General features: G+C 52.8%; 23 protein-coding genes. 13 read left to right on the top strand and 10 right to left on the bottom strand.

Annotation, left to right across the window (positions count from 1 at the left end):
• Positions 1–29: 29 nt before the first annotated feature.
• Entirely contained in the window at positions 30–1,307 is a 1,278-nt protein-coding gene (locus VE954_RS23860; RefSeq protein WP_324957507.1) for a hypothetical protein, read from the bottom strand.
• Positions 1,304–1,936, bottom strand: coding sequence for a penicillin-binding protein activator LpoB (gene lpoB / locus VE954_RS23865; protein WP_324957509.1), 633 nt, complete (start codon positions 1,934–1,936; stop codon positions 1,304–1,306). The genes VE954_RS23860 and lpoB overlap by 4 nt, the downstream gene beginning before the upstream one ends.
• Before the next feature lie 136 nt (positions 1,937–2,072).
• Here lpoB and VE954_RS23870 point away from each other — a divergent pair, with 136 nt between their 5' ends.
• From VE954_RS23870 to VE954_RS23910, 9 genes are all read left to right on the top strand, one after another.
• The gene (locus tag VE954_RS23870) at positions 2,073–2,564 is read left to right on the top strand and encodes a hypothetical protein (RefSeq protein ID WP_324957511.1); all 492 of its coding nucleotides are present in this window, start codon (positions 2,073–2,075) and stop codon (positions 2,562–2,564) included.
• The gene (locus VE954_RS23875; RefSeq protein ID WP_324957513.1) at positions 2,500–3,186 is read left to right on the top strand and encodes a YggS family pyridoxal phosphate-dependent enzyme; all 687 of its coding nucleotides are present in this window, start codon (positions 2,500–2,502) and stop codon (positions 3,184–3,186) included. The genes VE954_RS23870 and VE954_RS23875 overlap by 65 nt, the downstream gene beginning before the upstream one ends.
• 79 nt (positions 3,187–3,265) lie before the next feature.
• Positions 3,266–5,335 (top strand): M3 family metallopeptidase, encoded by a 2,070-nt coding sequence (locus VE954_RS23880; protein ID WP_324957515.1) that lies wholly within the window; start codon positions 3,266–3,268, stop codon positions 5,333–5,335.
• A 61-nt stretch (positions 5,336–5,396) separates the two neighbouring features.
• Positions 5,397–5,687: a YggT family protein gene (locus tag VE954_RS23885; RefSeq protein ID WP_324957517.1), complete on the top strand. Its 291-nt coding sequence runs from the start codon at positions 5,397–5,399 to the stop codon at positions 5,685–5,687.
• Between the two features lie 74 nt (positions 5,688–5,761).
• Entirely contained in the window at positions 5,762–6,466 is a 705-nt protein-coding gene (locus VE954_RS23890; RefSeq protein WP_324957519.1) for a hypothetical protein, read from the top strand.
• A gap of 15 nt (positions 6,467–6,481) precedes the next feature.
• On the top strand, positions 6,482–7,447 hold the full coding sequence (locus VE954_RS23895; RefSeq protein ID WP_324957521.1) for an ABC transporter ATP-binding protein: 966 nt from the start codon (positions 6,482–6,484) through the stop codon (positions 7,445–7,447).
• Positions 7,444–8,214: an ABC transporter permease subunit gene (locus VE954_RS23900; protein WP_324957523.1), complete on the top strand. Its 771-nt coding sequence runs from the start codon at positions 7,444–7,446 to the stop codon at positions 8,212–8,214. The genes VE954_RS23895 and VE954_RS23900 overlap by 4 nt, the downstream gene beginning before the upstream one ends.
• A 66-nt stretch (positions 8,215–8,280) precedes the next feature.
• A complete protein-coding gene (locus VE954_RS23905) occupies positions 8,281–8,637 on the top strand; it encodes a hypothetical protein (protein ID WP_324957525.1) in 357 nt (118 codons plus the stop codon).
• 74 nt (positions 8,638–8,711) lie between these two features.
• The gene (locus VE954_RS23910) at positions 8,712–8,933 is read left to right on the top strand and encodes a hypothetical protein (RefSeq protein ID WP_324957527.1); all 222 of its coding nucleotides are present in this window, start codon (positions 8,712–8,714) and stop codon (positions 8,931–8,933) included.
• Here the strand turns inward: VE954_RS23910 and VE954_RS23915 are convergent.
• Entirely contained in the window at positions 8,930–9,211 is a 282-nt protein-coding gene (locus VE954_RS23915; protein ID WP_324957529.1) for an HNH endonuclease signature motif containing protein, read from the bottom strand. The two genes, VE954_RS23910 and VE954_RS23915, sit on opposite strands and share 4 nt — an antisense overlap.
• 60 nt (positions 9,212–9,271) lie before the next feature.
• Positions 9,272–9,925: a hypothetical protein gene (locus tag VE954_RS23920; protein WP_324957531.1), complete on the bottom strand. Its 654-nt coding sequence runs from the start codon at positions 9,923–9,925 to the stop codon at positions 9,272–9,274.
• Positions 9,926–10,082: 157 nt separating this feature from the next.
• Here VE954_RS23920 and acnA point away from each other — a divergent pair, with 157 nt between their 5' ends.
• Entirely contained in the window at positions 10,083–12,773 is a 2,691-nt protein-coding gene (gene acnA / locus VE954_RS23925) for an aconitate hydratase AcnA (protein ID WP_324957533.1), read from the top strand.
• A gap of 176 nt (positions 12,774–12,949) precedes the next feature.
• Here acnA and VE954_RS23930 read toward each other — a convergent pair whose 3' ends face one another.
• The 3 genes from VE954_RS23930 to VE954_RS23940 form a co-directional block, all read right to left on the bottom strand.
• Positions 12,950–13,699 (bottom strand): hypothetical protein, encoded by a 750-nt coding sequence (locus VE954_RS23930; protein ID WP_324957535.1) that lies wholly within the window; start codon positions 13,697–13,699, stop codon positions 12,950–12,952.
• Between the two features lie 21 nt (positions 13,700–13,720).
• The gene (locus VE954_RS23935) at positions 13,721–14,890 is read right to left on the bottom strand and encodes a hypothetical protein (RefSeq protein WP_324957537.1); all 1,170 of its coding nucleotides are present in this window, start codon (positions 14,888–14,890) and stop codon (positions 13,721–13,723) included.
• Positions 14,891–15,116: 226 nt separating this feature from the next.
• Entirely contained in the window at positions 15,117–15,935 is an 819-nt protein-coding gene (locus tag VE954_RS23940) for a hypothetical protein (protein WP_324957539.1), read from the bottom strand.
• Between the two features lie 374 nt (positions 15,936–16,309).
• Between VE954_RS23940 and VE954_RS23945 the strand changes: the two genes are divergently transcribed.
• Together VE954_RS23945 and VE954_RS23950 are read left to right on the top strand one after the other, a co-directional pair.
• Complete coding sequence (locus VE954_RS23945) at positions 16,310–16,891, top strand: hypothetical protein (RefSeq protein WP_324957541.1); 582 nt, start codon at positions 16,310–16,312, stop codon at positions 16,889–16,891.
• 91 nt (positions 16,892–16,982) lie between these two features.
• On the top strand, positions 16,983–17,693 hold the full coding sequence (locus VE954_RS23950) for a hypothetical protein (RefSeq protein ID WP_324957543.1): 711 nt from the start codon (positions 16,983–16,985) through the stop codon (positions 17,691–17,693).
• A 110-nt stretch (positions 17,694–17,803) separates the two neighbouring features.
• Here VE954_RS23950 and VE954_RS23955 read toward each other — a convergent pair whose 3' ends face one another.
• The 3 genes from VE954_RS23955 to VE954_RS23965 form a co-directional block, all read right to left on the bottom strand.
• Complete coding sequence (locus VE954_RS23955) at positions 17,804–18,247, bottom strand: hypothetical protein (protein ID WP_324957545.1); 444 nt, start codon at positions 18,245–18,247, stop codon at positions 17,804–17,806.
• A 168-nt stretch (positions 18,248–18,415) separates the two neighbouring features.
• The gene (locus tag VE954_RS23960; RefSeq protein WP_324957547.1) at positions 18,416–19,900 is read right to left on the bottom strand and encodes a sigma-54 dependent transcriptional regulator; all 1,485 of its coding nucleotides are present in this window, start codon (positions 19,898–19,900) and stop codon (positions 18,416–18,418) included.
• A gap of 17 nt (positions 19,901–19,917) precedes the next feature.
• Positions 19,918–21,357, bottom strand: coding sequence for a sensor histidine kinase (locus VE954_RS23965; RefSeq protein ID WP_324957549.1), 1,440 nt, complete (start codon positions 21,355–21,357; stop codon positions 19,918–19,920).
• Positions 21,358–21,753: 396 nt separating this feature from the next.
• Between VE954_RS23965 and VE954_RS23970 the strand changes: the two genes are divergently transcribed.
• Entirely contained in the window at positions 21,754–22,518 is a 765-nt protein-coding gene (locus tag VE954_RS23970; protein WP_324957551.1) for a S1 family peptidase, read from the top strand.

The following is a 22,518-nucleotide window of genomic DNA, read 5'->3' on the forward strand; positions in this document are numbered from 1 at the left end:
GTTCCCCCGGTCTCGTGCCGGGGGTTAACTCAATAATCCCGAATAATTTGCACGTCCCCGGCTTTGATCGCCACTTTGCGCACGCGCGAAGTTTTGCCATCATTATAAACCGTCAGATCGTAATTCCCCGGCTTCACCTGAATGCGTGAAACCTTGACCGCCGCCGGCAGAAGGATCCAACTGCGCGTATCCGCCGTTTCGGTAAAGGCACCGTAGATATTCCCGGCCAGGTAACCCAGGGGCCCAAACTCTTTTCCGGCTTTCTGGGTCATCTGACTTTTCATAATCAGGCGAGCCAGGGATTTGGCCATGATCCGTCCGCGACGGTCTTCCAGGGTTTCCCGGGCAATGATATCGAAATTTTGCGCCAGGTCAGCCGGCTCGGTCCGATCCTCGTCAATTTTCACAGCCGTGCGACCATACTGGGATTTCACCCGGCGGATCACAGGAAAGGAAAAGCGGACGACCTCGCCACCAACCGGGATCACAAACTCGGACTTCTCCTTGCTCGCGATTTCCCCCAGCTCATGCAGCACGATGATCTCGCCCAGGGTTTCCTTGCTATCCAGCTTGGGGCCTTGCAGCTGAAAACGGGTCTTCAGCTCTTTGGCTTCGTCGCCTCGATTGCGTTTGATCAGCAATCGATAGAGCGCCACCACGAGATGATCGGGAGGCCGTGTTGCAAAAATCTTACTATAATCGCCTTCGTAAATCTTTAAGGCCGCGCGGTAATCCACGATAGCCGAATCATCCTCACCCAGCGCCTCATAGATCATCCCAGCCAGGTACCGGGCATAGGCGTCTTCCTTATAGCGGTTTTTATTATCTTCATAAAAACCGTTGATCTCATTGAGGCGGCTGTTGATCCTCGCCGCTTCCACACGCGCCGATTTCAGATCCCCATCCTCAAGAAAAGAATGGGCGAGCATCGTATGGATCGCGACCTTTTCGTAATCCTCACCGGGATAATCCTGGGCCGAATCATTAAACACAAAAGTCGCCGCGCCCTTGCTGATGCTTGTGGTATAGAGTTCATCCACAATTTTATCAGCCCGGATCAAAAGCTTGCGCGACTCATCGCGTTGACCCTGGCGGTCCAGGATCATGGCTTTTTCCAAAAAATAAAGCAGGCGGTTCCGCGTCTGCTCCTTAAGGGGGGACTCTTCCAGCTTCTGCAAAGCCTCCCCATATTGCCCCGCGCGGAACGTCGTCTGCACCACTTTTATGTCATCCGTGTAGGATGCGCAGGCGGACAGCATGAAAACCAGTCCGCACACCAATCCAGGATGCCGCAGAAATTTTATCAAAGCCCTGCACCTGACCTTTTAAAGCGTTTCTTGATCAGTTCCTTGCCACTCCACACGACTTCGGTCGTTTCAAGATCCGTGAAGTTCAGAGCCGTTTGATAGGTCACGGTCTTCAAACCGCCTTTATCCTGGCTGTGGACGGAGTTGGAAATCGCGCCACTTAACAGGAAGTCAGCGCCAATCTGCTTGCCAAGGGTCTTTTTGGTTTTGGCTTCGGTGGTCCCGGAATTTTGATATTTGATCTCTTCCAGTATCTGTTTGCGCTTTTCGGCATTCAGAAACCGCACTTTGCCCGAGTTGATTAATTCATCTTGCATGAACTCGGTTAAAGCCTTGGTATCAATGTGTTCGTCGGTGCGATTGGCGATCTCATCGACGATCACTATGGGTTTCTGCCCGTTATGCGACGCCGTGTAGGCGGTCAACCAGGGCTTGTTCATAATCTGGTTTATCAATGAAGTCGCGGTTTTACGAGCATCGGTTTCGTTCCATTTATCATCGATGATTTCCGACTCGGCGGGATCGTTGTAGGTACCTTCAAAGCTGGGCGAACACGCAGCCAGCCCCAAACCGAGAGCCAAAATCTGCAGGCCCTTGCACCATGGATTGCTAACGATCACTTTTTGCATCGGCTTAACCTCTCCTGAGCGTCCGCTGATCACTTTTTACCTGGCGGAACATGATAAATTCAATAGGGGTCGTCTTCGACGTTGCCCGTATTAAACAGCATACGCAAGGCTCCGCAGTCGAGCAAGGGAGGCTTTCATGAGCTTAATGGGACCATGCCTGCTGCTTCTGGCCGGAATTGGCCAGACACTCCCGGTATCCAGCAGCACAGCCCGCGTCATTTACCTGAATGGCGCCGACATCTCCTCGGCAAAAAACCAAAGCCTTGAGCAGGTCAACGTCCGCATTGACGGTCGTGGCAATGTCTATATCGAAGCCCCTCAGTATGAAGTTCAGCAGGAATCGACCTTCGTACCACTGAGTCGACAAACCCCGGCGCATCCTAACCTGCCCGTTCATCGATCACCTGGCCCCCTGCCGAACGAGGTCGAGATGCCAGCCTCCAAGGGAGACCTTGCCTCGCCCGCCGAAACAGGCGATACCATGAATCAGCCTGAAAGCGCTCCGCCCACGTCGGCCGCTACATCAGGCCTGATGGAAAAAGAGGGAACAAGGAAAGAGCCGGATGGAAACCCAAGCAAAGAGGGCACTGGAGCATCGCTATCACCTGGTGTGCAACCAAATCCATGAGCTTGCCGGGTCTCTGCCGAGGCCCGAACTCCTGGTCGTCACCAAGGGTCATGGTCCTGAGCCCCTCCGTGAACTGTTTTCCTGGGGTCAAACAGCTTTCGGCGAAAATTACGCGCAGGAGCTGATCGCGAAAAGTGAAGCCCTGGGCGATCTGCCTGTCCGTTGGGTTTTTATCGGCCATCTTCAATCCAATAAAATCCGCAAAATCGTCAGTGTGGCCAGCGAAATTCAAACCGTCGGTTCGCTCAAACACGCCGAACAAATCGCCCGCGCGGCCCGTGATTGCGGGAAAATACCCTACCCTATCTGGATTGAAGTCAACGCCGATCTGGAGGAAGGCAAACACGGCTGTCCGCTGGACGAAGTGCCAGCCCTGGCCAAGGCCGTGGCTCAGAATCCCGATCTGCATTTACGCGGACTCATGGCCATACCGCCCAGTCACTTTCAGGACGCGACAACCCCCGAGGTTCCACCTCTGTACACGAGCCTGCGGCGGCTCGCCGACCAGGTTGGGGAGGGACAACTCTCTCTTGGCATGTCAGGCGACCTGGGACTTTCCATTCGCGCCGGTTCCAATCTGGTTCGCATCGGAACGGCGATTCTCGGCCCGCGTCAAGTCTGAGCATCGCTCTTCTGTTCTGCCTCTGTTATTCTGAAATGCTCAAACAAGCTGAGCGCATGACTAAAAGAGGATAGAAGTGATGGTGCATGAAAATCCCCTGATAGGGAATAGTGGCCTTCCCAAGTTTGATAAAATACTCCCCCAACACGTAAGACCGGCCGTGGATCACGTTCTGCAGCGCTGCGAAACGCTGCTGCAAAAATTGGAAAAAGACCCACAGCCCGCGTGGAATAAATTACTGGAACCGCTGGAAACCATCCGGCGCGAGCTGCACAATACCTGGAGTCCCGTCCAGCATCTGATCGGAGTGAAAAACTCCCCCGAATTGCGCGAGGCGTATGAAGCCAGTTTGCCGCAAATCGTTAGCTTTTCCCTGCGTCTTTCCCAAAGTCGCGCAGTTTACTTTGGGTTGAAAAAAATCAAAGACCAGCCCTCCTTCCAATCGTTGAACGGCGCGCAAAAGCGCATCGTGGAACATTTGCTGCTGAATGCCAAACTCTCGGGTATCGAGCTGGAAGGCAAGGAGCAGGAGCGCTTCAATGAAACCAGTCAAAAACTCTCCCAGCTTCAGACCACGTATTCCAATAATGTTCTGGATGCGACCAAGGAATTCGAACTGATCATCAAGGACAAAAAAGATCTGACCGGCATTCCGGCCAATTTTTTGGGAATGTGGGCGGAAAGCTTTCAGGCCAGTCGTCCTGGCGAGAAAGCCACAGCCGAGGAAGGTCCGTGGCGCGTGACGCTGGACTTCCCCAGCTACATCCCGTTTTTGAAGTACGGCGATTCCAGGGCTCTGCGGGAAAAACTTTACCGCGCTTACACCACCCGCGCGTCCGCCGGGAACTTTGATAACAGCAAAAATATTTACGACATCCTCCGTCTCCGCCGTGAGCAGGCTCGCCTCCTGGGTTATCAGACCTATGCGGAAGTCAGCCTTGCCATGAAAATGGCGGGAGATGTTCCATCCGTCGATCGACTCTTGGCTGACCTTGCCAAGGTTTCGACCCATAAGGCGCATGAGGAACTCAAGGAGCTGCGCGCCTTTGCGCAGTCGCTCGGACTGAAGAGTGATCTTCAGAACTGGGATATCTACTATTATCTGGAAAAAATGCGGCAGAAGAAATTCGATTTCACCGATGATGAGCTTCGGCCTTATTTCCCCTTGCCCCGCGTTCTCAATGGCCTGTTCGAACTGCTGCATACGCTCTTTGGCATTCGCGTTGTGGCTCGCAAGGATGATTTCCCGCGCTGGCATGCGGATGTCTCCTTCTATGATGTCTTCGATGATAAGAATCAAAAAATTGCCGGGTTCTATCTGGATCCCTATTCACGCCCTGCTGAAAAACGCGGCGGCGCCTGGATGGATTCCTGCCTGGATCGCGGTCAGCAGGACGGCAAAAACGTACTGCCCGTAGCTTACCTCGTTTGCAACGGGACGCCACCGGTTGGCAGCACACCATCCCTTCTGAGTTTCGATGAAGTCGAGACGCTCTTCCACGAATTCGGCCATGGTCTGCAGCACATGCTGACGCGCGTCGATCAGCTGGAAGTCGCCGGCATCAACGGCATTGAATGGGATGCCGTGGAGCTGCCCAGTCAGTTCATGGAAAACTGGTGCTATCAAAAGTCAGTGATCAAAAATCTGACCAAGCATATTCAAACCGGGGAATCCCTGCCGGATGACCTGTTTCGTAAGATCTACGAAGCCCGCACCTTCAATGCCGCCAACCTCATGGTCAGGCAGCTGCACTTCGCCATGAATGATATGGAGCTGCACCATCGCTTCGATCCTGACGGCAACATTCCGGTTGAAGAGGTCAGCCGCCGTATCGCCCAGAAAGTCTGCGCGATTCAACCGATTCCTGAAGATCGTTCACTCTGCACGTTTGAACATATTTTCGCGGGCTCGTATGCGGCTGGCTATTATAGCTACAAATGGGCGGAAGTGCTGAGCGCCGATGCCTTCAGTCGCTTTGAAGAGGAAGGTTTGGACGACCATACGATCGCACGGGTTGGCCGTGATTTCCGGGAAACCATTCTGGCCCTTGGTGGCAGTCAGCATCCCATGGATGTCTTCACCCGATTCCGTGGTCGACCACCGAAGCCCGAAGCCCTTTTGAAACACAACGGCTTGACAGGCAGCTGACAGGCTTGCATGTTTCACGAGGCAGGACTAGCATATCGAATAAGGAAAATAGGAGGCCCTGATGGGTGGTGCATTGTTGGACGGTTTGGCGGCAGTTGTGTCGATGTTTGCGCAGATGATTCAGCTGCTGGTCATTGCTTCGGTCATTGTCAGTTGGGTGGGAGACCGCAGTCATCCGATTGTCCAAATGATTTATAATATAACTGAGCCGATGTATCGACCCCTGCGTCGCCTGACAAAAAAGATTCCAGGACCTTTTGATTGGGCCCCGATGTTACTTTTGGCCATCGTGATTCTAGTGCAAAAAGTTTTGGAAGCCATGCTGCGCGGTTATGCGGCTCGTGGCATGTGATTTCGTGCGGGGCCGGCCTGACGCCGGCTTCGCAGTGCCCTTTGATTCGGATCGTGTGAGTGGAGGGCCGCCCGATGATGCTTCGATTCCGATCCCTGATTTTGCCTTTTTTGGCTTCGATTCTGTTCCTTGCCTTCCTCATCAAAACCAACGACCAGCGCCTGAAGACTCTGCGGGCTGAGTATGATATTTTTGCGCCACCTCCCCTCTCGCAACTCTCATCCGGACTGATCGATGTCGTCACGCTCGGGCATAAGTCCATCTATGATGACTTTATCAACATCTGGCTTCTGCAGACGCTGCTGGATCCGCGCAAAGGCAAGGACCATGAAGCCATGATGCAGCAGATCCGCAGCGTGATTCGGCATCATCCCAAGCTTGAAACGACCTATATGCTATCCTGCATTGTGATGCTGCAGGACTTTAAAAAGCCCGAATACTGCCAGGAAATTACGTTGGCCGGTCTGAAGGCTTTTCCCAAGAGCTGGCGCCTGCCCATGACCCAGGGTTATGTGGAATATTTTGAAATGAAACAGCCGGCCCAGGCCGCCAGCTTTTTTATGATGGCCGCGTCCCGTCCCGATTCACCCGAGTATGTGCAAAGAACGGTGAAAAAGCTGCTGAGCGAAAAGGATCTGACACCCCACGACCTGCAAAAGAGTCTGGAAATTATTGCTGAAACGGAAAGCAGCGATGCTTTCGTCAAACTTTTAAAGAGCTTCGGCAAGATTCCTGCGCCCGAACCCGACCCACTGCCGGACGCACCGGCTTCCCCCTAAAAGGAGCTTCAATCCATGAGCAGCCCTTATATTTTGGAAGTCAAGAATCTGCGCAAAGTCTTTGATCACGACCTCTTCAAGAAAAAGCAGGTCGTGCTTGATGATCTGAGCTTTGGTTTTCCGGAAGGCTCGTGTACGGCCCTGATGGGACACAACGGGGCTGGCAAGACCACCACGATTCGGACCATCTTTGGTTTGATCAAACCGGATAAGGGCGAGGTGCTTTTCCGCGGTCGGCCTTTGACTTTGGAAGATAAGCGGCTGATCGGTTATATGCCGGAAACCAATAAATTACCCGGGAACCTGACCTGCGAGGAAATTCTTTGGCATCAGTTGCGCGTGTTCAATCCCAAGGATCTGAAGCCCAAGCATTATAAGGAAGCCATTGAAAAACAGCTGCAGGAAGTGGGGCTTTGGGAACATCGGCGTAAACGCGTTGGCAAGCTGTCCAAGGGCATGGGACGTCGCCTCTCATGGGCTCAGGCCACGATTCATCGGCCCGAACTCGTGATCCTCGATGAACCCATGTCAGGCCTTGATCCTGTGGGTTATAAACTCATGATTCACCTGATCAACCAGTTGCGGGAGCGGCGGGCCAGTATTATCCTTTGCACGCATGATATCTGGTCGATCAAGGACACCTGCGAGCAGGTTTACATTATGAACAAGGGCCGGCTCGTCTATTCGAGCTTGACGGTGGCTGATGGTTCGCCCGTGCAGAATCTTCAGCATTTTCTGGCGATTTCCGGCTGTTCCGTGGAAACGCTGCGGAGTTTGCAGGAAGCCAGCCGTCTGCCAGCCTGGGGCGATCTGCGCACACAGTCCTACCGCACGGAACTGTGGTTCAAGGACTATGCAGATGCTGTGAAGTGGCTCCAGGCCTGCCTGATGAAGGGCCTTTTGGTCGTCGATTTCCGGAAATCCTCGGGCCTGGATGAGGATCATCTGCTCAGCTTCTTTGGAGAGGAAAAAAGCGCATGAGAGCACTCCTGGCCGTTTCCATGGAAACATTTCTGCGTCTGCGCCGTGATAAAATTTTTGTTCCTGCCGCCTTGGTGGGCTGCGGACTCTTGATCATGTCGGGTCTTGCCAGCTACTGGGGCGTCGAGGAATTCATTAAAATTCTTTATGACCTCGGTTCATTCGCCTGGCTGATGACGGGCACCACCGTCGCGATTTTCTGGGGCAACAAGATTATTGCGGACTCAAGGCAGGAGGGAAGCCTGGAGGTCCAGCTCGCCTCGCCGATTTCAAGGTCCACCTGGCTGCTGGGGAAATTCCTCGGTCTAACAGCGGCCCTGGTGCTTCTCAGCCTTATTTTTCTAGCGGGCTGGCAAAGCATTTATCTGAGCTATGGCATGGGTTGGATGCCGGTTCGTGATGTGATTCTGTTCAGCCTCTTAAGCGTCAGCTGGGTGGTGATGGCAGCCGTTTCCATTTTCTTTGCCAGCATGGCTTCGGCGGCCGTGGCGCTCTTTTGTTCGGTCTGGATGTTTGTCGCGGGTTTGATCACAGCCCCCATCATGCAAACCCTCTCACCCGATACACCCGAGGGCACGCGCAAAGCCGTTGAAACGCTGGCTGGGATTTGGAATCTACATCTTTTCGATGCTTCCCAATATACCGCGGGCAAGGAATTTCTTTCGCAAATGGAACTGCTCTCGCGCCTGGGTTATGGTGCGCTTTTAATCGGCGTGTTCATGTCAATGGCCTGCTTTTTCTTCAATCGGCGGGATATTATCGGATAAATTGGATCCCGCTCCATTTTGAGATATAATCCAGGGACATCCTATATATCTCACGATGGAGCTTCCATGGCTCGGGCTGTCAACCAAACCATCGCCTGGTTCGTCGCTTTATTTCTGAGTTTGATCGTATTCGGCATCGGCCTGGCGATCGTCTTCAGCATGAAACCCAAGCACCAGGACGACCACGGCAGCGCGCATGAGCCCGACGCAGCGCCGGCCCACGATGCGCATGATTCCCATAAGACCGACGAGCACAAGGCTCCCACGCATCCCGCCGACAGTGAAGCGGGACATGCCAAGCCAAAAATAGAGCACGAAGATCCCCATGCCAAAGATGGGGGCGATGAGGACAAGGAAATCACGCCAGCCAGCGTGAAAGCAAAGGCCGACGGCCGCAGCCCGGAAGCCAACCCCCACCACTAACTCTGTACCTCGCCCTGGCTTTCCTCTATGATGGCCAGGTGAAGGACCAGAACATCGGGAAGGCCGGGTCACCTATGCCAGACAATAATCCGAAGTCCAAAGACAATCTGATCGATCTTGCCGCGGAACGTCAGCGCATGCAGGGGCGCAGCGCGACACTGCGGGGTAAAAAGTTGACCAAGACTCAAAAAGGTCCGGAAAAGAAATCAACGAAATCCGTGCGCTGGTATCACTATGTGCAATTGATTATATTTCTGGTTCTGGTTGCGTGGCTGATGCGGAGCTGTCAGTTCTAGCCTTTGTTTCGCTGCAGAAACTCGTCCCATTCCACAGGTGTCAGACTGCGTTTTCTCTCATTGCAGGATTTGCAGGCCGGCACCAGGTTACCCGCCGTACTGCGCCCGCCGCGACTAATTGGCACCACATGATCCATGGTCACCTGCCCGCGACTGATAGGCGTAAGGCAATAATAACATTGTGTTTTTTGGATTAAGTTCTGCCACCAGCGGGACTTTTTCAGTTCCTTGGCTTTGAGCCTTTCGCGCTGCATAAACTCATCATCGATATCAAACAAAGGGAGTCCTCCTGCGGTTCCCTTCCTAACAAATTCCGGAAGGCGGGGCCAACCGAATTTTCAGCCAAGTCCGTGCTGTCGATGGGGTCCTCGTCGCGGCCGATGCTGCCGCCGTTTGCTTGGATTCAATGGCACGGAGAGTGGCACACGGATCACATGAAACCCGGCCTGTTTCAGCCGCCAGCAAAAAACATAATCCTCGCCATAGGTCAGATCCCGAGTGAAACCGCCGACCCCTTGCCAAAGCTGACGATGGAAAGCAAATCCATGATCGCCAAAGGGCATGGACCAAAGTGAGGAGCGACTCCGCAAACCAGGGCGTTTGCCAGGACGAAGCGCAAAAGGCACCGATTCAAAAGAATGCAGGGCATCCGGATTCATCAAGAGGGAATCCATCAGTCGGGATACCGACAGAGGCGAAAGTTCCGCATCCGCCTGCAGCACCCAGATCCAATCGGTCTGCGCGGTAATGATGGCCCGATTGATCTGGTCCGTATGGTCGGCCGAACCTGTGACGACGGAAAGCGATCGATGATAAATCATCGCGGCTTCCAGATCGTCCTTCTCAAGTTCACAGCCTGTATCGCTTATAGACAGAATCCACGAATGCTCAGGGGCCAGCACGGCCAGCTGAGTGAGGAGTGCTTTCCAACTCTTATCACCCGGTGCCACAGGAACCACGATACTCAATTTCAGCGCATCTGTGTGTTTCATTCATTGAATTCCACGATTTGAAACTGGTTTGAAAGCTACATTCTCCCATCAGCTTGCCTCGGAAACGCAGACGGGGCAACGTAACAAACTGATGCAAAAGCAGGAAAATCGCTGTATGCTCCGTGCACATTGTTGACTCACCTACCGCGAGGTCTCCATGGCGCACAATAGACTCGATTCATTCAATTCCCATAAAACTCTGGACGTGGACGGCATCAAATATCACTACTTCAGTCTGCCAGATGCAGCGAAGAATGGACTAGGTGATATTTCCCGTCTGCCCATGACGCTTAAAGTCCTCCTGGAAAACCTGCTCCGCTATGAAGACGGCAGTATCGTGACCAAGGAAGATGTTAAAGCTCTTGAGCAGTGGCTTTCGACAAAAAAATCACAGCATGAAATCGCCTATCACCCTGCGCGCGTTTTGATGCAGGATTTTACAGGTGTTCCAGCCGTTGTCGATCTGGCTGCAATGCGCCAGGCTATGACAAAACTCGGCGGAGACGCGAAAAAAATCAACCCCCTGGCGCCTGTTGACCTTGTCATTGACCACTCGGTGATGATTGACTATTACGGCACACCCGACGCATTTCAAAAGAACGTCGATCTGGAATTCGAACGCAATGCCGAACGTTATGAATTCCTGAAATGGGCCCAGAATTCGCTGGATAATTTCCGCGCTGTGCCTCCTGGAACCGGTATTTGCCATCAGGTGAACCTCGAATATCTGGCCAAAGTTGTCTGGACCAAAGAAGAAGACGGTCAAAAATGGGCCTATCCCGACACCTGCGTCGGCACAGACTCGCACACCACGATGATCAACGGTTTGGCCGTGCTCGGTTGGGGTGTTGGCGGTATCGAAGCCGAAGCCGCGATGCTCTCGCAACCTGTTGCCATGGTTTTGCCCGAAGTCATCGGTTTCAAAATCACGGGTAAAATGAAAGAGGGCATGACCGCCACGGACCTCGTGTTGACGGTGACAGAAAAATTGCGGAAGCTCGGCGTGGTCGAGAAGTTTGTGGAATTCTTCGGACCCGGCCTCGATGAATTGAGTCTGGCGGACCGCGCAACTCTTGCCAATATGGCTCCTGAATACGGCGCTACCTGCGGCTTCTTCCCGATCGATGATGAAACCTTGCGCTACCTGCGTTTTACCGGCCGTGATGAGCATTCGGTGAAGCTGGTGGAAGCTTACGCCAAAGCCCAAGGCATGTGGCGCAACAACGCGGTGGAAGCGGTTTATACCCAGGTCGTTGACCTTGACCTCAACACCATCGAACCCAGTCTTGCGGGACCTTCCCGTCCTCAGGATCGCATCACTCTGAGCAAGGCGGCCATCAACTTCCGTGACTGCCTGCCGAAAAACTTCAAGGTTACCGACGCTGATCTGAAGAAAACCGCAGCGGTCGATGGCGAAAAATATACCATGACCCATGGTGATATTGTGATCGCATCCATCACCAGCTGCACAAACACGTCGAATCCTGCGGTTCTGATCGCAGCCGGTCTGCTCGCCAAGAAAGCTGTGGAAAAAGGCTTGAGCTCGAAGCCATGGGTCAAGACCTCCCTGGCTCCCGGTTCGCAGGTTGTAAAAGATTATCTGGAAGTGGCGGGACTCCAGCCGCACCTTGATAAACTGGGCTTTAACATCGTCGGATACGGCTGCGCGACCTGTATCGGCAACTCGGGTCCTTTGCTGCCTAAAATTTCCAAGGCGATTCAGGATAACAATCTGGTCGCCGCCGCGGTCCTCTCGGGGAACCGGAACTTTGAAGGTCGGATCAGTCCCGATGTGAAAGCCAACTATCTGGCTTCGCCGCCTCTGGTTGTGGCCTATGCGCTCGCCGGAACGATGACCCTCGATATCACGACCCAGTCCCTCGGCAAGGGCTCGGATGGCAAGGAAGTGTTCCTGGCCGATATCTGGCCTAGCAACCGGGAAATCGCCGATGCGATTGCCATGTCGCTGAGTGCCCCGATGTATAAAAAACGTTATGCCAACGTCTTTTTGGGTCCCAAGCAGTGGCAGGCAACCCAGGCTGGCAAGGATCTGACGTTTTCCTGGAACCCCAACAGTACCTATGTGCGTCATCCCACGTACTTTGAAAACATGCCGCGGGAAGCCAAAGGTCAGGACGATATTCTCGGCGCCAGTCCTTTGGCCATTCTGGGCGACAGCGTGACGACCGACCATATCTCGCCTGCCGGTGATATCAAGAAGGAAAGCCCTGCCGGTCAATACCTGATCAATCACGGTGTGAAACCCATCGACTTCAACTCCTATGGCGCCCGTCGTGGCAACCATGAGGTGATGATGCGCGGAACCTTTGCCAACATTCGCATTAAAAACGAAATGCTCGATGGCAAGGAAGGTGGTTACACCAAGCACATTCCAACGGGCGAGGTCCTGTCGATTTACGACGTGGCCATGCGTTACAAGGAATCGAAAACGCCGCTGGTGGTCATCGGTGGCAAGGAATACGGCACAGGCTCCTCACGCGACTGGGCCGCGAAAGGCACCAATCTGCTGGGTGTCCGCGCTGTGATCACGGAAAGCTTTGAGCGTATTCACCGCTCCAACCTGATTGGTATGGGTGTCCTGCCCTTGTTCTTCCTGCCCGGGCAGAATCGCAAGACCCTCAATCTTACCGGCGAGGAAACCTTTGACATCGTAGGCGTTCGCGCCATGAGACCAAGGCAGAACATGAAATGCACCATCACTCGTAAGGATGGAACCAAGGAAGAGATTCAAGTGCAAAGCGCCATCTATAGCGAAGACGAGCTTGCTTACTTCGTGAACGGTGGAATTCTGCAGTACGTATTGCGCCGTCTTGCGGTCAATGCGTAACCCTGTTCATTAGGACTAGCCAGGCAGTTCCTCACGGAACTGCCTTTTTTTATGTCCCGCCGCATTGATATCAGAATCGGTCCTGCCAAGGATGAAGACCGCAATTTCTTCGCTTTCAGCTTTATGATAACGCTGCCAGTCCGCAAAGATTCAGGGGCCGCTCTGTCCCGCGCTGTTTAGAACGCAATCCCTATTTCGAGGCCGATCAAAGGCAGGGCTTGTTTTTCAAAATCGTGCAGAAGGTTTTTCACTTTATCCCGAATCAGATTTTCCTGAGCGACACGCGCCTCTTCCAGATTATCAGCATTGCCAGTGCTGTTGTCGGTGGCCTGGGAATTTTGTACGGCCACGTGCGTTTCAATGCTCGACCGTGCTGCAATGGGTTGCGTCGCGCCCACGTACCAGCCTAGAAATACAGGCCCCCAAGTGCCTCGTTGACCGATGTGGGCACGCAAAAGATCCTGATCCGTGCGGGTCCGAAGGTCGACAGAAAAACTGGTATTGCTAGGCATCTGCGAATCGCTGTCTTGAAAAATCAAAGGACTCTCGACATGACTCCGGATGGTCACCTGGCGGTGAGCCGAAGCCATACCCACATAAAAGCTGCCACCGAAGGGAAAAACCAATCCCCCGATCGACCACTGCGGACCAAAATCAACATCGAAGGGCAAATTCAGAAAGGGACTGCGGATGGAAAAATCACCCTGTGAAACCAGATTTTTGCTGGGGACACCCACCTCAACCTTGACAGGCAAAGGCCAGCTATAGGTTCCTTGCAAAGTCACGAATCGATTCAAGTCGAGGCTTACTAAAGCGCCATTCGCCTCGGGAATATTGGTCAGCAAACCCAATTTAAATGGTTTGCTCCCAGCCACCAGGGAGCTGGACAGCATCAGCAGAACCAGCCCGAGGCAAAAGCGAACCATACCAAACCCCTTGCGCCTGACTTACTTTTGATTTTGGCTCGGATCATCCGGATTCTGACCAGGATCGTTCTGTCCCGGTTGATCAGGATTCGGCGTAGGAGTAGGCGTAGGGGTCGGTTTTGGGTTCGGATCCTTGCCTGGTCCACCAGGAATCGGCGGTTCCTTGCCACCCTGAGTCACAGCGCAGACTTCGCGCTTGTCCAGGTCGATGCGGAAACTGCGCGATTGAACGCCAGCCATTTGATAACGTGTGGTATCCACCAGTTTAAACTGTTTGCCACTGGGCGATTCGGGATAAAGGGCGATGCGGCGGCTGTAGACAAGATTTTCGGCTTGACCTTCGACGCGTCGGCCGTTTTTCACTTCGAGCACCTGCCAGGTCTTTTGCTTCGAATAACTCATCCGCAAAAAGTCCTGGGAACCTTCCGGGGCATGATCATAGATACCTTTGGCAACGATGGCTTCGAGTTCCAAACGCTGATTGGCATCCGCAGACGCCTCATGGACAAAAGAAAAGCGGAAGGATTTGCCATCGGCTTCCTGCAGATCCGGGGATTCTCCCTGCTCATGAACGACCTGCATGGCGATATCGGCCTTCATGATTTCGGCGACATCGGTTTTTTCAAAACCGGACATACCATCCAGCTTCACACCCAGTTCAAAGAACACGAGTTTGGTGACGGTATCGACCGAACCTGGCAGCGATGGATTCAACTGCGAGGCATCGCTCGCCTTGATTTTCGAGAGGATGGCTGTTTGGAGAAGAGGGCGGATGTCGCCATAATCTTCCATCGCAAAAAGATCCTGTGGATTTTTCAAGACCTTGCACTGCCCGGGCTCCAGTGATCCCAGCAGGCTCAGACCATAGTTATGTTCTGTATTGGCATTGCGAACCACAGAATCACGGAACTGACGAAAGAGAGATCGCAAAAGAACGCGACCTTCGTCTTGATAACGCTCCAGGAACGCACGAGCGCCTTCCTTTTTCAGTTCTTCCAGGCGCTCCAGATTATCTTCCATGGAGTTCCAGGACACATACAGGCTTGCAGCCTGGTCTTCAGAATTTTCGACGTCTTTGGTCTGCGATGTGTTCTGTTTTTTCCCAAGCTCGACTGTCAAACTTTTGCAGGCACCCAAAGCAACCATGAGCGAGGGACAGAGGGTCAGAGTCAGCAGTAGTTTTCGAGACATGAAGAGCCCTTTCCAACATTTGCAGATAATTCGCGATGTCTTGGGAGATTGTGACTCTTTGGTAATGCAAAAGAATGACCAGTGGGCCAGGATCGACTGGCCTAGGTAAGCTAGGAAGTAACCTCAGTTTTTCAGGGAAAAAATCTTTCGAAAGGTAAGAAAGCAGCCTTGTTTGAGGGGAGCGACCAAAGTCTAAACAAGGCTGTTCAGCAAAGCGGCTCTGCTTTCAAGGAGCGCAGCGAATCTCAGCAGAATGATTCCGTAAACGCGCGTTGTCACACGCACTCGAGTCAACACCACTGAGGTTGAGCTGTGGCGCATGACCTGACAATTCGATGCGTGACGTATCCAGACCGTTGCTGAACCGGATGTCACCACGGGCTTGATCGCCAGCTGCAATATAAACCATTTTAGTCACAGGACTGGCGCTGGTGAATTGAATCGAACTTTCGTGCCCGTGCAGCACAAAACAAATACCTGCCAGAGGCTGACCAGCGGTCAGGGCCAGATTTAAACTTTGCTTGTTTCCAGCCAGACGGATAGCCAGGACCGTGTTCGGACCCAGAGCCAAGGATTGCAGCGAATCTCCTGGGCTATAGACCACGAGCTTGGACGCGATACCTTTAAAATGTTGCGCACAGGCTTTGGCCACAGCTTTGGCATCACTGCCTCCCACGGCCAACCCACCGCCCGCGTGGGGAGTAGGACTCAAGGACGATGGCTCCGCATCTTGATCCGCGCTATGCCGACGGTCTTCCGTCTCCTCGTCTTCGTCCTCGTCCTCTTCAGAAGAAGAACCAGCGTATCCTTCAGGGCGCCCTTTGCCGGATGGGGAGGTCCGACCTTCATCGCTGATGTTGGATTCATCCTCGGCGTCATCAATGGTGAAGAGATTGTCTCTAACTTCACCCTCATAGCCCGTTTCAGCCACTGAAATGGCCAGGGGTGCCATATCAAGCTCGTGAAAGACGGGCGGTTCATTCTGGCAAGAGGTCGTTATCCCGAGGGATAGCGCCATCGTCCATAGCCGTGAAAAATCGGTCATGCAGGCCTCCAAGTGGTTCATCGTATCGTGTGCTGATTATGAAACCACCTTCGGTGACTCGCCTAAAAACCTGATCATCGCTGGACTGCCCTTCTAAATCACATATTTGAAGTCTCGAATAAAACCAAAAGAAAAAGTGCAAAACGGACTTTTGTGTGGTTGGAAAATCATTTCCTGGGCCCCTTCCTGCGTGGACTCCGGGTCCATTTTTCAAATTATTTTGTGTAGGATGCCATAAAATTTTACAAATCGGCCTGTGAGTAACATATTATTTTTACTTGATAAAATTTTATTTCTTATGGAACTGTCATTTTTTTAACTTGAATCGCCGATAAGGATCTCAATAAATCGTGTACAAAACTTTGAGGTCGAAGATGAAGCGTTTATGGCTTGTGCCAGCACTGGTTCTCTTTGTTGCTTGTGACAATTCAAAGTTTTCAGGGGCTCAGGTCAGTGATGCCTCGCCACCAACACCAACTCCAAGTGAAAATGTGAAGGTTCCTTCCATAGAGGAAAAGGAAGAGGACACAGACTATAAAGAGTGTCTCCTGGCCACAGGTGGTGATGCCACGTCCATCATCTCAGTCAGCCAAGGCAATATCGATGTGTCCAAACTCACACCCAACAGTGTTCTCTTGCTGGAGGTTCAAGGCCAGGCCTTGATTGATCTCTCTGCGGTGCAACTCACCAGTCTTAAGGGAATCTGCATATTCGCAGCTGGTGGTGCCAAAATTGATTTGGATTTGACCACCACGGTTTTGGCCATGTACTACCACGCGCGTGGCAATTCCGTTACGAACATGAATTTTGGTGGAACAGGCTCTCTGGCCAAGTTGGAAACGGATGTTTCAGGGGGCAGCCAGCTGACCCTGGAAGGCCAGCAGCTCACCTGCTCCTCCTTAAAGCTGCCACAGAGCGGTTCATCACGCATCACATGCAATGGCACCGACCTGTAACGGAGCTAGGGATAGTCACCCATTGACTTGATTCCAGGCCAGACCCTTCGTTAAGATCCCGCGAGGCGACCCGTCGTCACGTGGAGGATCCGTGAAAATTTTTTACAAAATCTCGCTCAGCGTGTTCATTTTAGGAACCGCCCTTAAACCGGTGATGGCTCAGGAAACCGTTGATCCCGATGCTGAAGTTAAGCCTGGGCCTCCTGAGACGCCGCGTTCAAGCAGGGATAATCGAACCGATAAAGACCTAACGCTTTTGGTCATACCCATCACCCTCGGCTGGGTCCTCCCCACCAAGTACGGTGTCAGCGCCACCTGGATCTCGGATGCAACCTGGTCAATCGAAGCCGAGTATTTGCAGGCCAGTTATGGCCTGGGGTTCTGGGGCGTGGATATGGCAAACCTTTCGGAGCAGCACACCTCGATTCACGCTCTCTATTATCCAGGCAATAGCTATTATTGGAAAGTCGGTCTCGGTCGACGTGAATATAAAGCGACGTTTGGCTCTGAGTATTTGAGCCGCATCAGCAGCAACAATCTGCTGACACCGGCCAAAGTCCAAATTTCCAATGACGTTCTCACTCTGGGACTTGGCAACCGCTGGCAATTCAAGAGTGGCATCACCTTTGGTATCGAATGGCTGGACCTTGTCTTTGCCATGGGTCAAGGAAGGATCGAGGAAAATTTCATGGATCGGGTGAATGACAAGGACGAGCAGGATGACCTGCAAACCCTGTTCGACTACTTCCGTCACGGCACGACGTTTCAAATTTTGAAGGTGACATTGGGTTATTCGTTTTAGGCAAAACGGAACAGGAGGTGCCTGATCGAGCACCTCCCTAAACCGGAGTTGTTACATGGAGAACAGGCCTCCGCTGCTTCTTTATTCCGGGCACCCCAATTCTTTCGTCTTCAGTTGGAGACGAGATAAGTCGTCACGCCAGCCAGAACCATGAGGGCAATGACACAGAACACGACCAAGAGATGATCTTGAAAATTCTGTCCTCTGTACAAGCGATAGGGCTGCGATGAAAAGGCAATGCGATCCTTGTCGCGGATAATGGACAGGCGAAAGGATGGGTCTTTGGCCTGCGGCTCAATTGCAGAAGGGCCATAGTAAACCTGACCGTTGATCCAGGACGTTCCCAGCAATCCACGATGCGCTGAGCGGTCCAGATACCGTTTGACCCGCCGCTTTTCAAAAATCGTTTCTTTGGTCGCAGCCATAAGATCAGAAAGCCTTTCACGTCGATTGTAAAGGCAGCAAAAGACTTCTTCCAAATTGAGCGGCTGCGGGTGCTCGTGCACGATCCGGACTAACTCAAACTCCAGGTTCTCGTCATTCGATTGCAACAAGCGATGACTCCAGAGAAGTGGAATTGGCATAACTGGAGAGAGAGAAACCAGTTATGCCCAACGTTGTTCTTGCATCAGCTTTCTTTTACAGAAGGACAATACGGTTCAGCTTTGCAGTAAGCGTGCCATGGTTTTTTTTGTCGAACAGCACGGCCCACGGGGAAGTGATCAGAGAGGTGCTGTCAAAGTTTGATCTCGAACGTCATTTTTTGACGAAACCTGAGCATCAATGCTGAGGCCATGCTCTTTCATTTTCGACTTTAAAGTGTTTCGCGAGATCCCCAAAATATCACAAGCATCCTGCAGGCGTCCTTTGGTCTTGGCCAGCACGGCCGGCAGGACAATGCTTTCCAGATTCCGCACCAGGGTATCAAAGATGGACGTCTCACCCTGGTCCAGAAGCCTCTGGACGAGGGTGCTGATACTGTCCGACGCCTGGGGTGGGGTGAAAGGATCAACGGGCCCCTGGCTAAAACTCCGCAGGATGGAATCGGGCAGATGAGAAATGCGAATCGACTGTCCATCAGCATGGGCTAAAGCGTATTTCACAAAACTCTGCAGCTCCCGCATGTTGCCTGGCCAATCGTAGAGCTTCAGTTGGTCAAAGATTTTGGCGTCGATGTCGACCAGCTCCTTGCCAAACTCGGCCTTGAAGAAACCCACAAAATACCGCACCAGATCCGGAAGATCTTCCTTGCGATCACGCAGGGGAGGCAGATCGATCGTAAACACATTCAGTCGATAGTAGAGGTCCCCTCGAAACTTGCCCTCCTCGATCATAGCCTTCAGGTTTCGATTGGTTGCTGCGATCACCCGCACGTCGGTCTCGATCGTCTCATTACCACCCAAACGCTCAAACCGCTGATCCTGTAAAAGGCGTAAGACCTTGGCCTGAGTCGTGGGGTGCATATCAGCTATTTCATCCAGAAAAATCGTCCCACCATGGGCATATTCAAATTTACCAGCCCGCCTTCTTTCAGCGCCTGTGAAGGCCCCCTTTTCGTGGCCGAAGAGTTCACTTTCAAGAAGGTTTTCCGAAAGAGCAGCACAGTTGATCACGATGAAAGGTCCCTGCCGGCGCTGGCTATGAAAATGCAGAGCCTTGGCCACGAGTTCCTTGCCCGTTCCGCTTTCGCCCAGAATCAAAATATTGCTTTGGGTCGGAGCGAACCGTCCGATCTTTTTGTAGACGTCCTGCATCGCCTCAGAATCGCCGACCATACAGACCTCGCTGTCCTGCAGGATATCCGCGGTGTTGGCGGCAATCACATCGTCGACATCCTGCCGCCTGGATAACAAAGCCTTCTGGACCGTGGCCTGGAGCTTGGCCAGGTCAACAGGCTTGAGGAGATAATCAAAAGCTCCAAACTTGGTGGCTTCAATTGCGGTCTTGGTGGTCGAGAACGCTGTAAACATAATAACGGGGAGGTTAGGATGGCTTTTCTTAATGGTGCACAGCACATCAAGGCCTGACGCCTCCACGAGGCGCAGATCCAGCAGGATCACATCCGGTGCCGCCTTGTTGACCAGCTCCAGAGCCTGAATGGCCGTCGATGCTTCCATGACCTGGAGATCAGGGCTGAGACTTTTCTTTATGGAATAACGCAAAACACGATCATCATCGATAACCAGCAAAGTATGGGCTTTGGCCACGATTTCCTCCGTACGAATTAGCCAACAGGCAGGTAAAAACCAACGATGGCGCCCTTGGTCTGTCGGTTCAGGGCAAACATTTCACCGTGGTGAGCTTCGATGATTTGCTTGCAAATCGATAGCCCAAGGCCAGTGCCTGATTCCTTGTCCGATACAAACGGGTCGAATATTTTAGGCAGTAGTTCAGGCTGGATGCCTCGACCCGAGTCCTGAGCCATGAATTTGATTCCTTCCTGCCCCTGGGTTGACAGGATGAGCTTGATCTCATCACCCTGGCTGGTTGCATCCAAAGAGTTCATCAGAATATTGAGGATGACCTGAGTCAGTTGACTCGGATCCCCATGCAAAGAAAGAGGTTCTCCCTCGACCTCGGTGTGGATGCTCACACCTTGAATTTGCGCGCGACCTTGCACCAATCGGATGCATTGGTCCACCAGCCTTAGCGGTTGGATGGGCTCCATGCTCATGGCGGGCTGCCGGGCGAAATCCAACAGGTTTTGGATCGTTCGTTCGACCCGGGTCAGCTCCTGTTCCATCATATTCAGATCCGCTTTTTGCAAAACATCATCCCGCAACAGGGCCGCCTGAATCAGCAGCTTAATGGACATAAGTGGGTTGCGCAGTTCATGGGCTGTTCCTGCTGCCAGCTGGCCGATCGCAGCCAGTTTTTCCGATTGGAGAATGTCCTCCTGAGTCTGCTGCAGCCGCATCACGACCTGTTCCACCTCAACGGCAATAATATCGAGAATGCTTTTGAGCTCGCCGAGGTTGAGCCCCGTAGAGATCCGAATCGGCCCAACAATCTCACTGAGTTTGCCGGCAGCCATGGTTAAAGGCAGATTCAATTCCACAAGGGACCTTGTCATGCGGCGCGCAACCAGGATGCCAGCTCCGAAGCCGCCTATGGAACCGCAAATGGCGATAATCATCAAACCATTGGCAATGCGCTTCGAGAAGATTTTATGTTCTTGAGCGACGGCTAGCATGGTGGCCTCGTTATAGTCAAGATACGCGTGGGCCGGCTCAATGATCTCTTTGGTCATGATCTCATTGATGAGTGGCCGGAATCCACGACGCAGGCCACGATCATCATCTTTGGTTTCAATCAGCTGATTCATGCTCTCGAAAAAATGTTGGTAGCCCTTTTTCAGCTGTTCGATGATTTTCTGTTCGGTTTGGGTGGTTGCCAGGCGTTCCGCTTCCGCCAACCAGCGATCCGTGCTTTCAAAGAGTCGCGGAATGTCCTGCGCGGATATATCAGAATTGCCATGTATATAATCGTTCAGCTGGGTGCGAATCTCATGCAAGCCGATTTCCAGTTCCTCAGCAGCCCTCACACTGGCCACGTTCAGTTCCAGGACTCGCGACAAATCCTGATAGAGATGATTCACATACCACGCCGAGCCCGCGCCCATAATCAGCAGCAGGAGGCTCAGCAGAAACACGGGCCAGGACATTGATGTATTTTCCAAAAACGCTTTGATAAGGAAACCTCTCAGCATTGATCGACGGCATGCTGATTAAAGTAATAGCGTCGGAAGCGATCCGTCCAGATCGATGATATGACGCATTGAGAACTCAGGAGTCCAAGCTTTTGACGAAGACTAACACATTTGCACGACCTGACTGGCGGCTAACTTTCCGCAGGTAAGAGTCCGACATTGCTATCAATCCATCCTACCGAAATCCTTGATGCCTGGCCGCGACCGATCCTGACAGCAGGACATAATCAATCCAGGCATGATTCTCGCAAAGAAAGGCTCAGAAACAGACTCCATCGCGACAGAACTCTGCAAGTGGTCAGGCAAGCGTTTGCATGATCAGCAGTCCATCTTTCTTCTGGAGGCGGCGCTATGAAGAATTATTTGATGACCACATGCCAGGCTCTGACCTTGATGACCATCAGCTGCGGTTCTGTGCGCGATCCGGAATCGTCTCTCTTGATCAGCAATGGAACTCTGGTCACAGCGTCCGAGCCGGCTTCGAAAAGCACCGTGATGATTCAAAGCGCCTTAGGCAAATGCACAGGCGTTCTGATTCATCCGGAATTTGTCCTCACAGCGGCCCACTGTAAAGCCGGGGTTGGTCTTTCCACGGTCTATCCTTATAACGGCTCCGTCCGGGTTACCAACGCGGGTGTTGGCGTCATAGGCGTAGCCTTGCCCAGTGGCGTCAGTGCCGCAAAAAATGATTATCTGGATGACGCCAATGTCTTTGCCGACATGGCCGTCCTGCGGCTGGCCAAACCGCTGACCCTATTCCAGCCTGTCGACATTTATACGGGCGAAGTCGCGTCGGGCTTCTCAGCCTTGGCGGTTGGCGCCGGACGTCATAACAACGATCCTGCGCAGGCGCAAACCCTTCAGGAAAAGAAGGTCAGCGTGGCGACCAACAAGGCTAAAAAAGGCTTTGTCTTTGTTCAAGGGGAAGTGACCAACCCGGGTGATTCCGGAGGCCCGCTTTATGCGCCACTGTCCAATCCCGAAAGACTGGAGCTCATCGGCATCGTGCATGGCCGCGAGGGTCATCCTGTTTATTGGTCGGTGACCCGTTACACCAATGTGTCCACGCACGCGGCCTGGATCCAGCAGGCGATGAAGAATTTACAAGGGTCGTGA

Source organism: Oligoflexus sp. (assembly GCF_035638955.1).
Lineage (GTDB): Bacteria > Bdellovibrionota_B > Oligoflexia > Oligoflexales > Oligoflexaceae > Oligoflexus.

Coding starts and splice junctions, on each gene's coding strand:
- VE954_RS23935 (WP_324957537.1), bottom strand. CDS start 14,890: ATGTCTCGAAAACTACTGCTGACTCTGACCCTCTGTCCCTCGCTCATG.
- VE954_RS23970 (WP_324957551.1), top strand. CDS start 21,754: ATGAAGAATTATTTGATGACCACATGCCAGGCTCTGACCTTGATGACC.
- VE954_RS23905 (WP_324957525.1), top strand. CDS start 8,281: ATGGCTCGGGCTGTCAACCAAACCATCGCCTGGTTCGTCGCTTTATTT.
- VE954_RS23900 (WP_324957523.1), top strand. CDS start 7,444: ATGAGAGCACTCCTGGCCGTTTCCATGGAAACATTTCTGCGTCTGCGC.
- acnA (WP_324957533.1), top strand. CDS start 10,083: ATGGCGCACAATAGACTCGATTCATTCAATTCCCATAAAACTCTGGAC.
- VE954_RS23930 (WP_324957535.1), bottom strand. CDS start 13,699: ATGGTTCGCTTTTGCCTCGGGCTGGTTCTGCTGATGCTGTCCAGCTCC.
- VE954_RS23890 (WP_324957519.1), top strand. CDS start 5,762: ATGATGCTTCGATTCCGATCCCTGATTTTGCCTTTTTTGGCTTCGATT.
- VE954_RS23870 (WP_324957511.1), top strand. CDS start 2,073: ATGAGCTTAATGGGACCATGCCTGCTGCTTCTGGCCGGAATTGGCCAG.
- lpoB (WP_324957509.1), bottom strand. CDS start 1,936: ATGCAAAAAGTGATCGTTAGCAATCCATGGTGCAAGGGCCTGCAGATT.
- VE954_RS23940 (WP_324957539.1), bottom strand. CDS start 15,935: ATGACCGATTTTTCACGGCTATGGACGATGGCGCTATCCCTCGGGATA.
- VE954_RS23920 (WP_324957531.1), bottom strand. CDS start 9,925: ATGAAACACACAGATGCGCTGAAATTGAGTATCGTGGTTCCTGTGGCA.
- VE954_RS23910 (WP_324957527.1), top strand. CDS start 8,712: ATGCCAGACAATAATCCGAAGTCCAAAGACAATCTGATCGATCTTGCC.
- VE954_RS23875 (WP_324957513.1), top strand. CDS start 2,500: ATGGAAACCCAAGCAAAGAGGGCACTGGAGCATCGCTATCACCTGGTG.
- VE954_RS23945 (WP_324957541.1), top strand. CDS start 16,310: ATGAAGCGTTTATGGCTTGTGCCAGCACTGGTTCTCTTTGTTGCTTGT.
- VE954_RS23880 (WP_324957515.1), top strand. CDS start 3,266: ATGGTGCATGAAAATCCCCTGATAGGGAATAGTGGCCTTCCCAAGTTT.
- VE954_RS23965 (WP_324957549.1), bottom strand. CDS start 21,357: ATGTCCTGGCCCGTGTTTCTGCTGAGCCTCCTGCTGCTGATTATGGGC.
- VE954_RS23895 (WP_324957521.1), top strand. CDS start 6,482: ATGAGCAGCCCTTATATTTTGGAAGTCAAGAATCTGCGCAAAGTCTTT.
- VE954_RS23885 (WP_324957517.1), top strand. CDS start 5,397: ATGGGTGGTGCATTGTTGGACGGTTTGGCGGCAGTTGTGTCGATGTTT.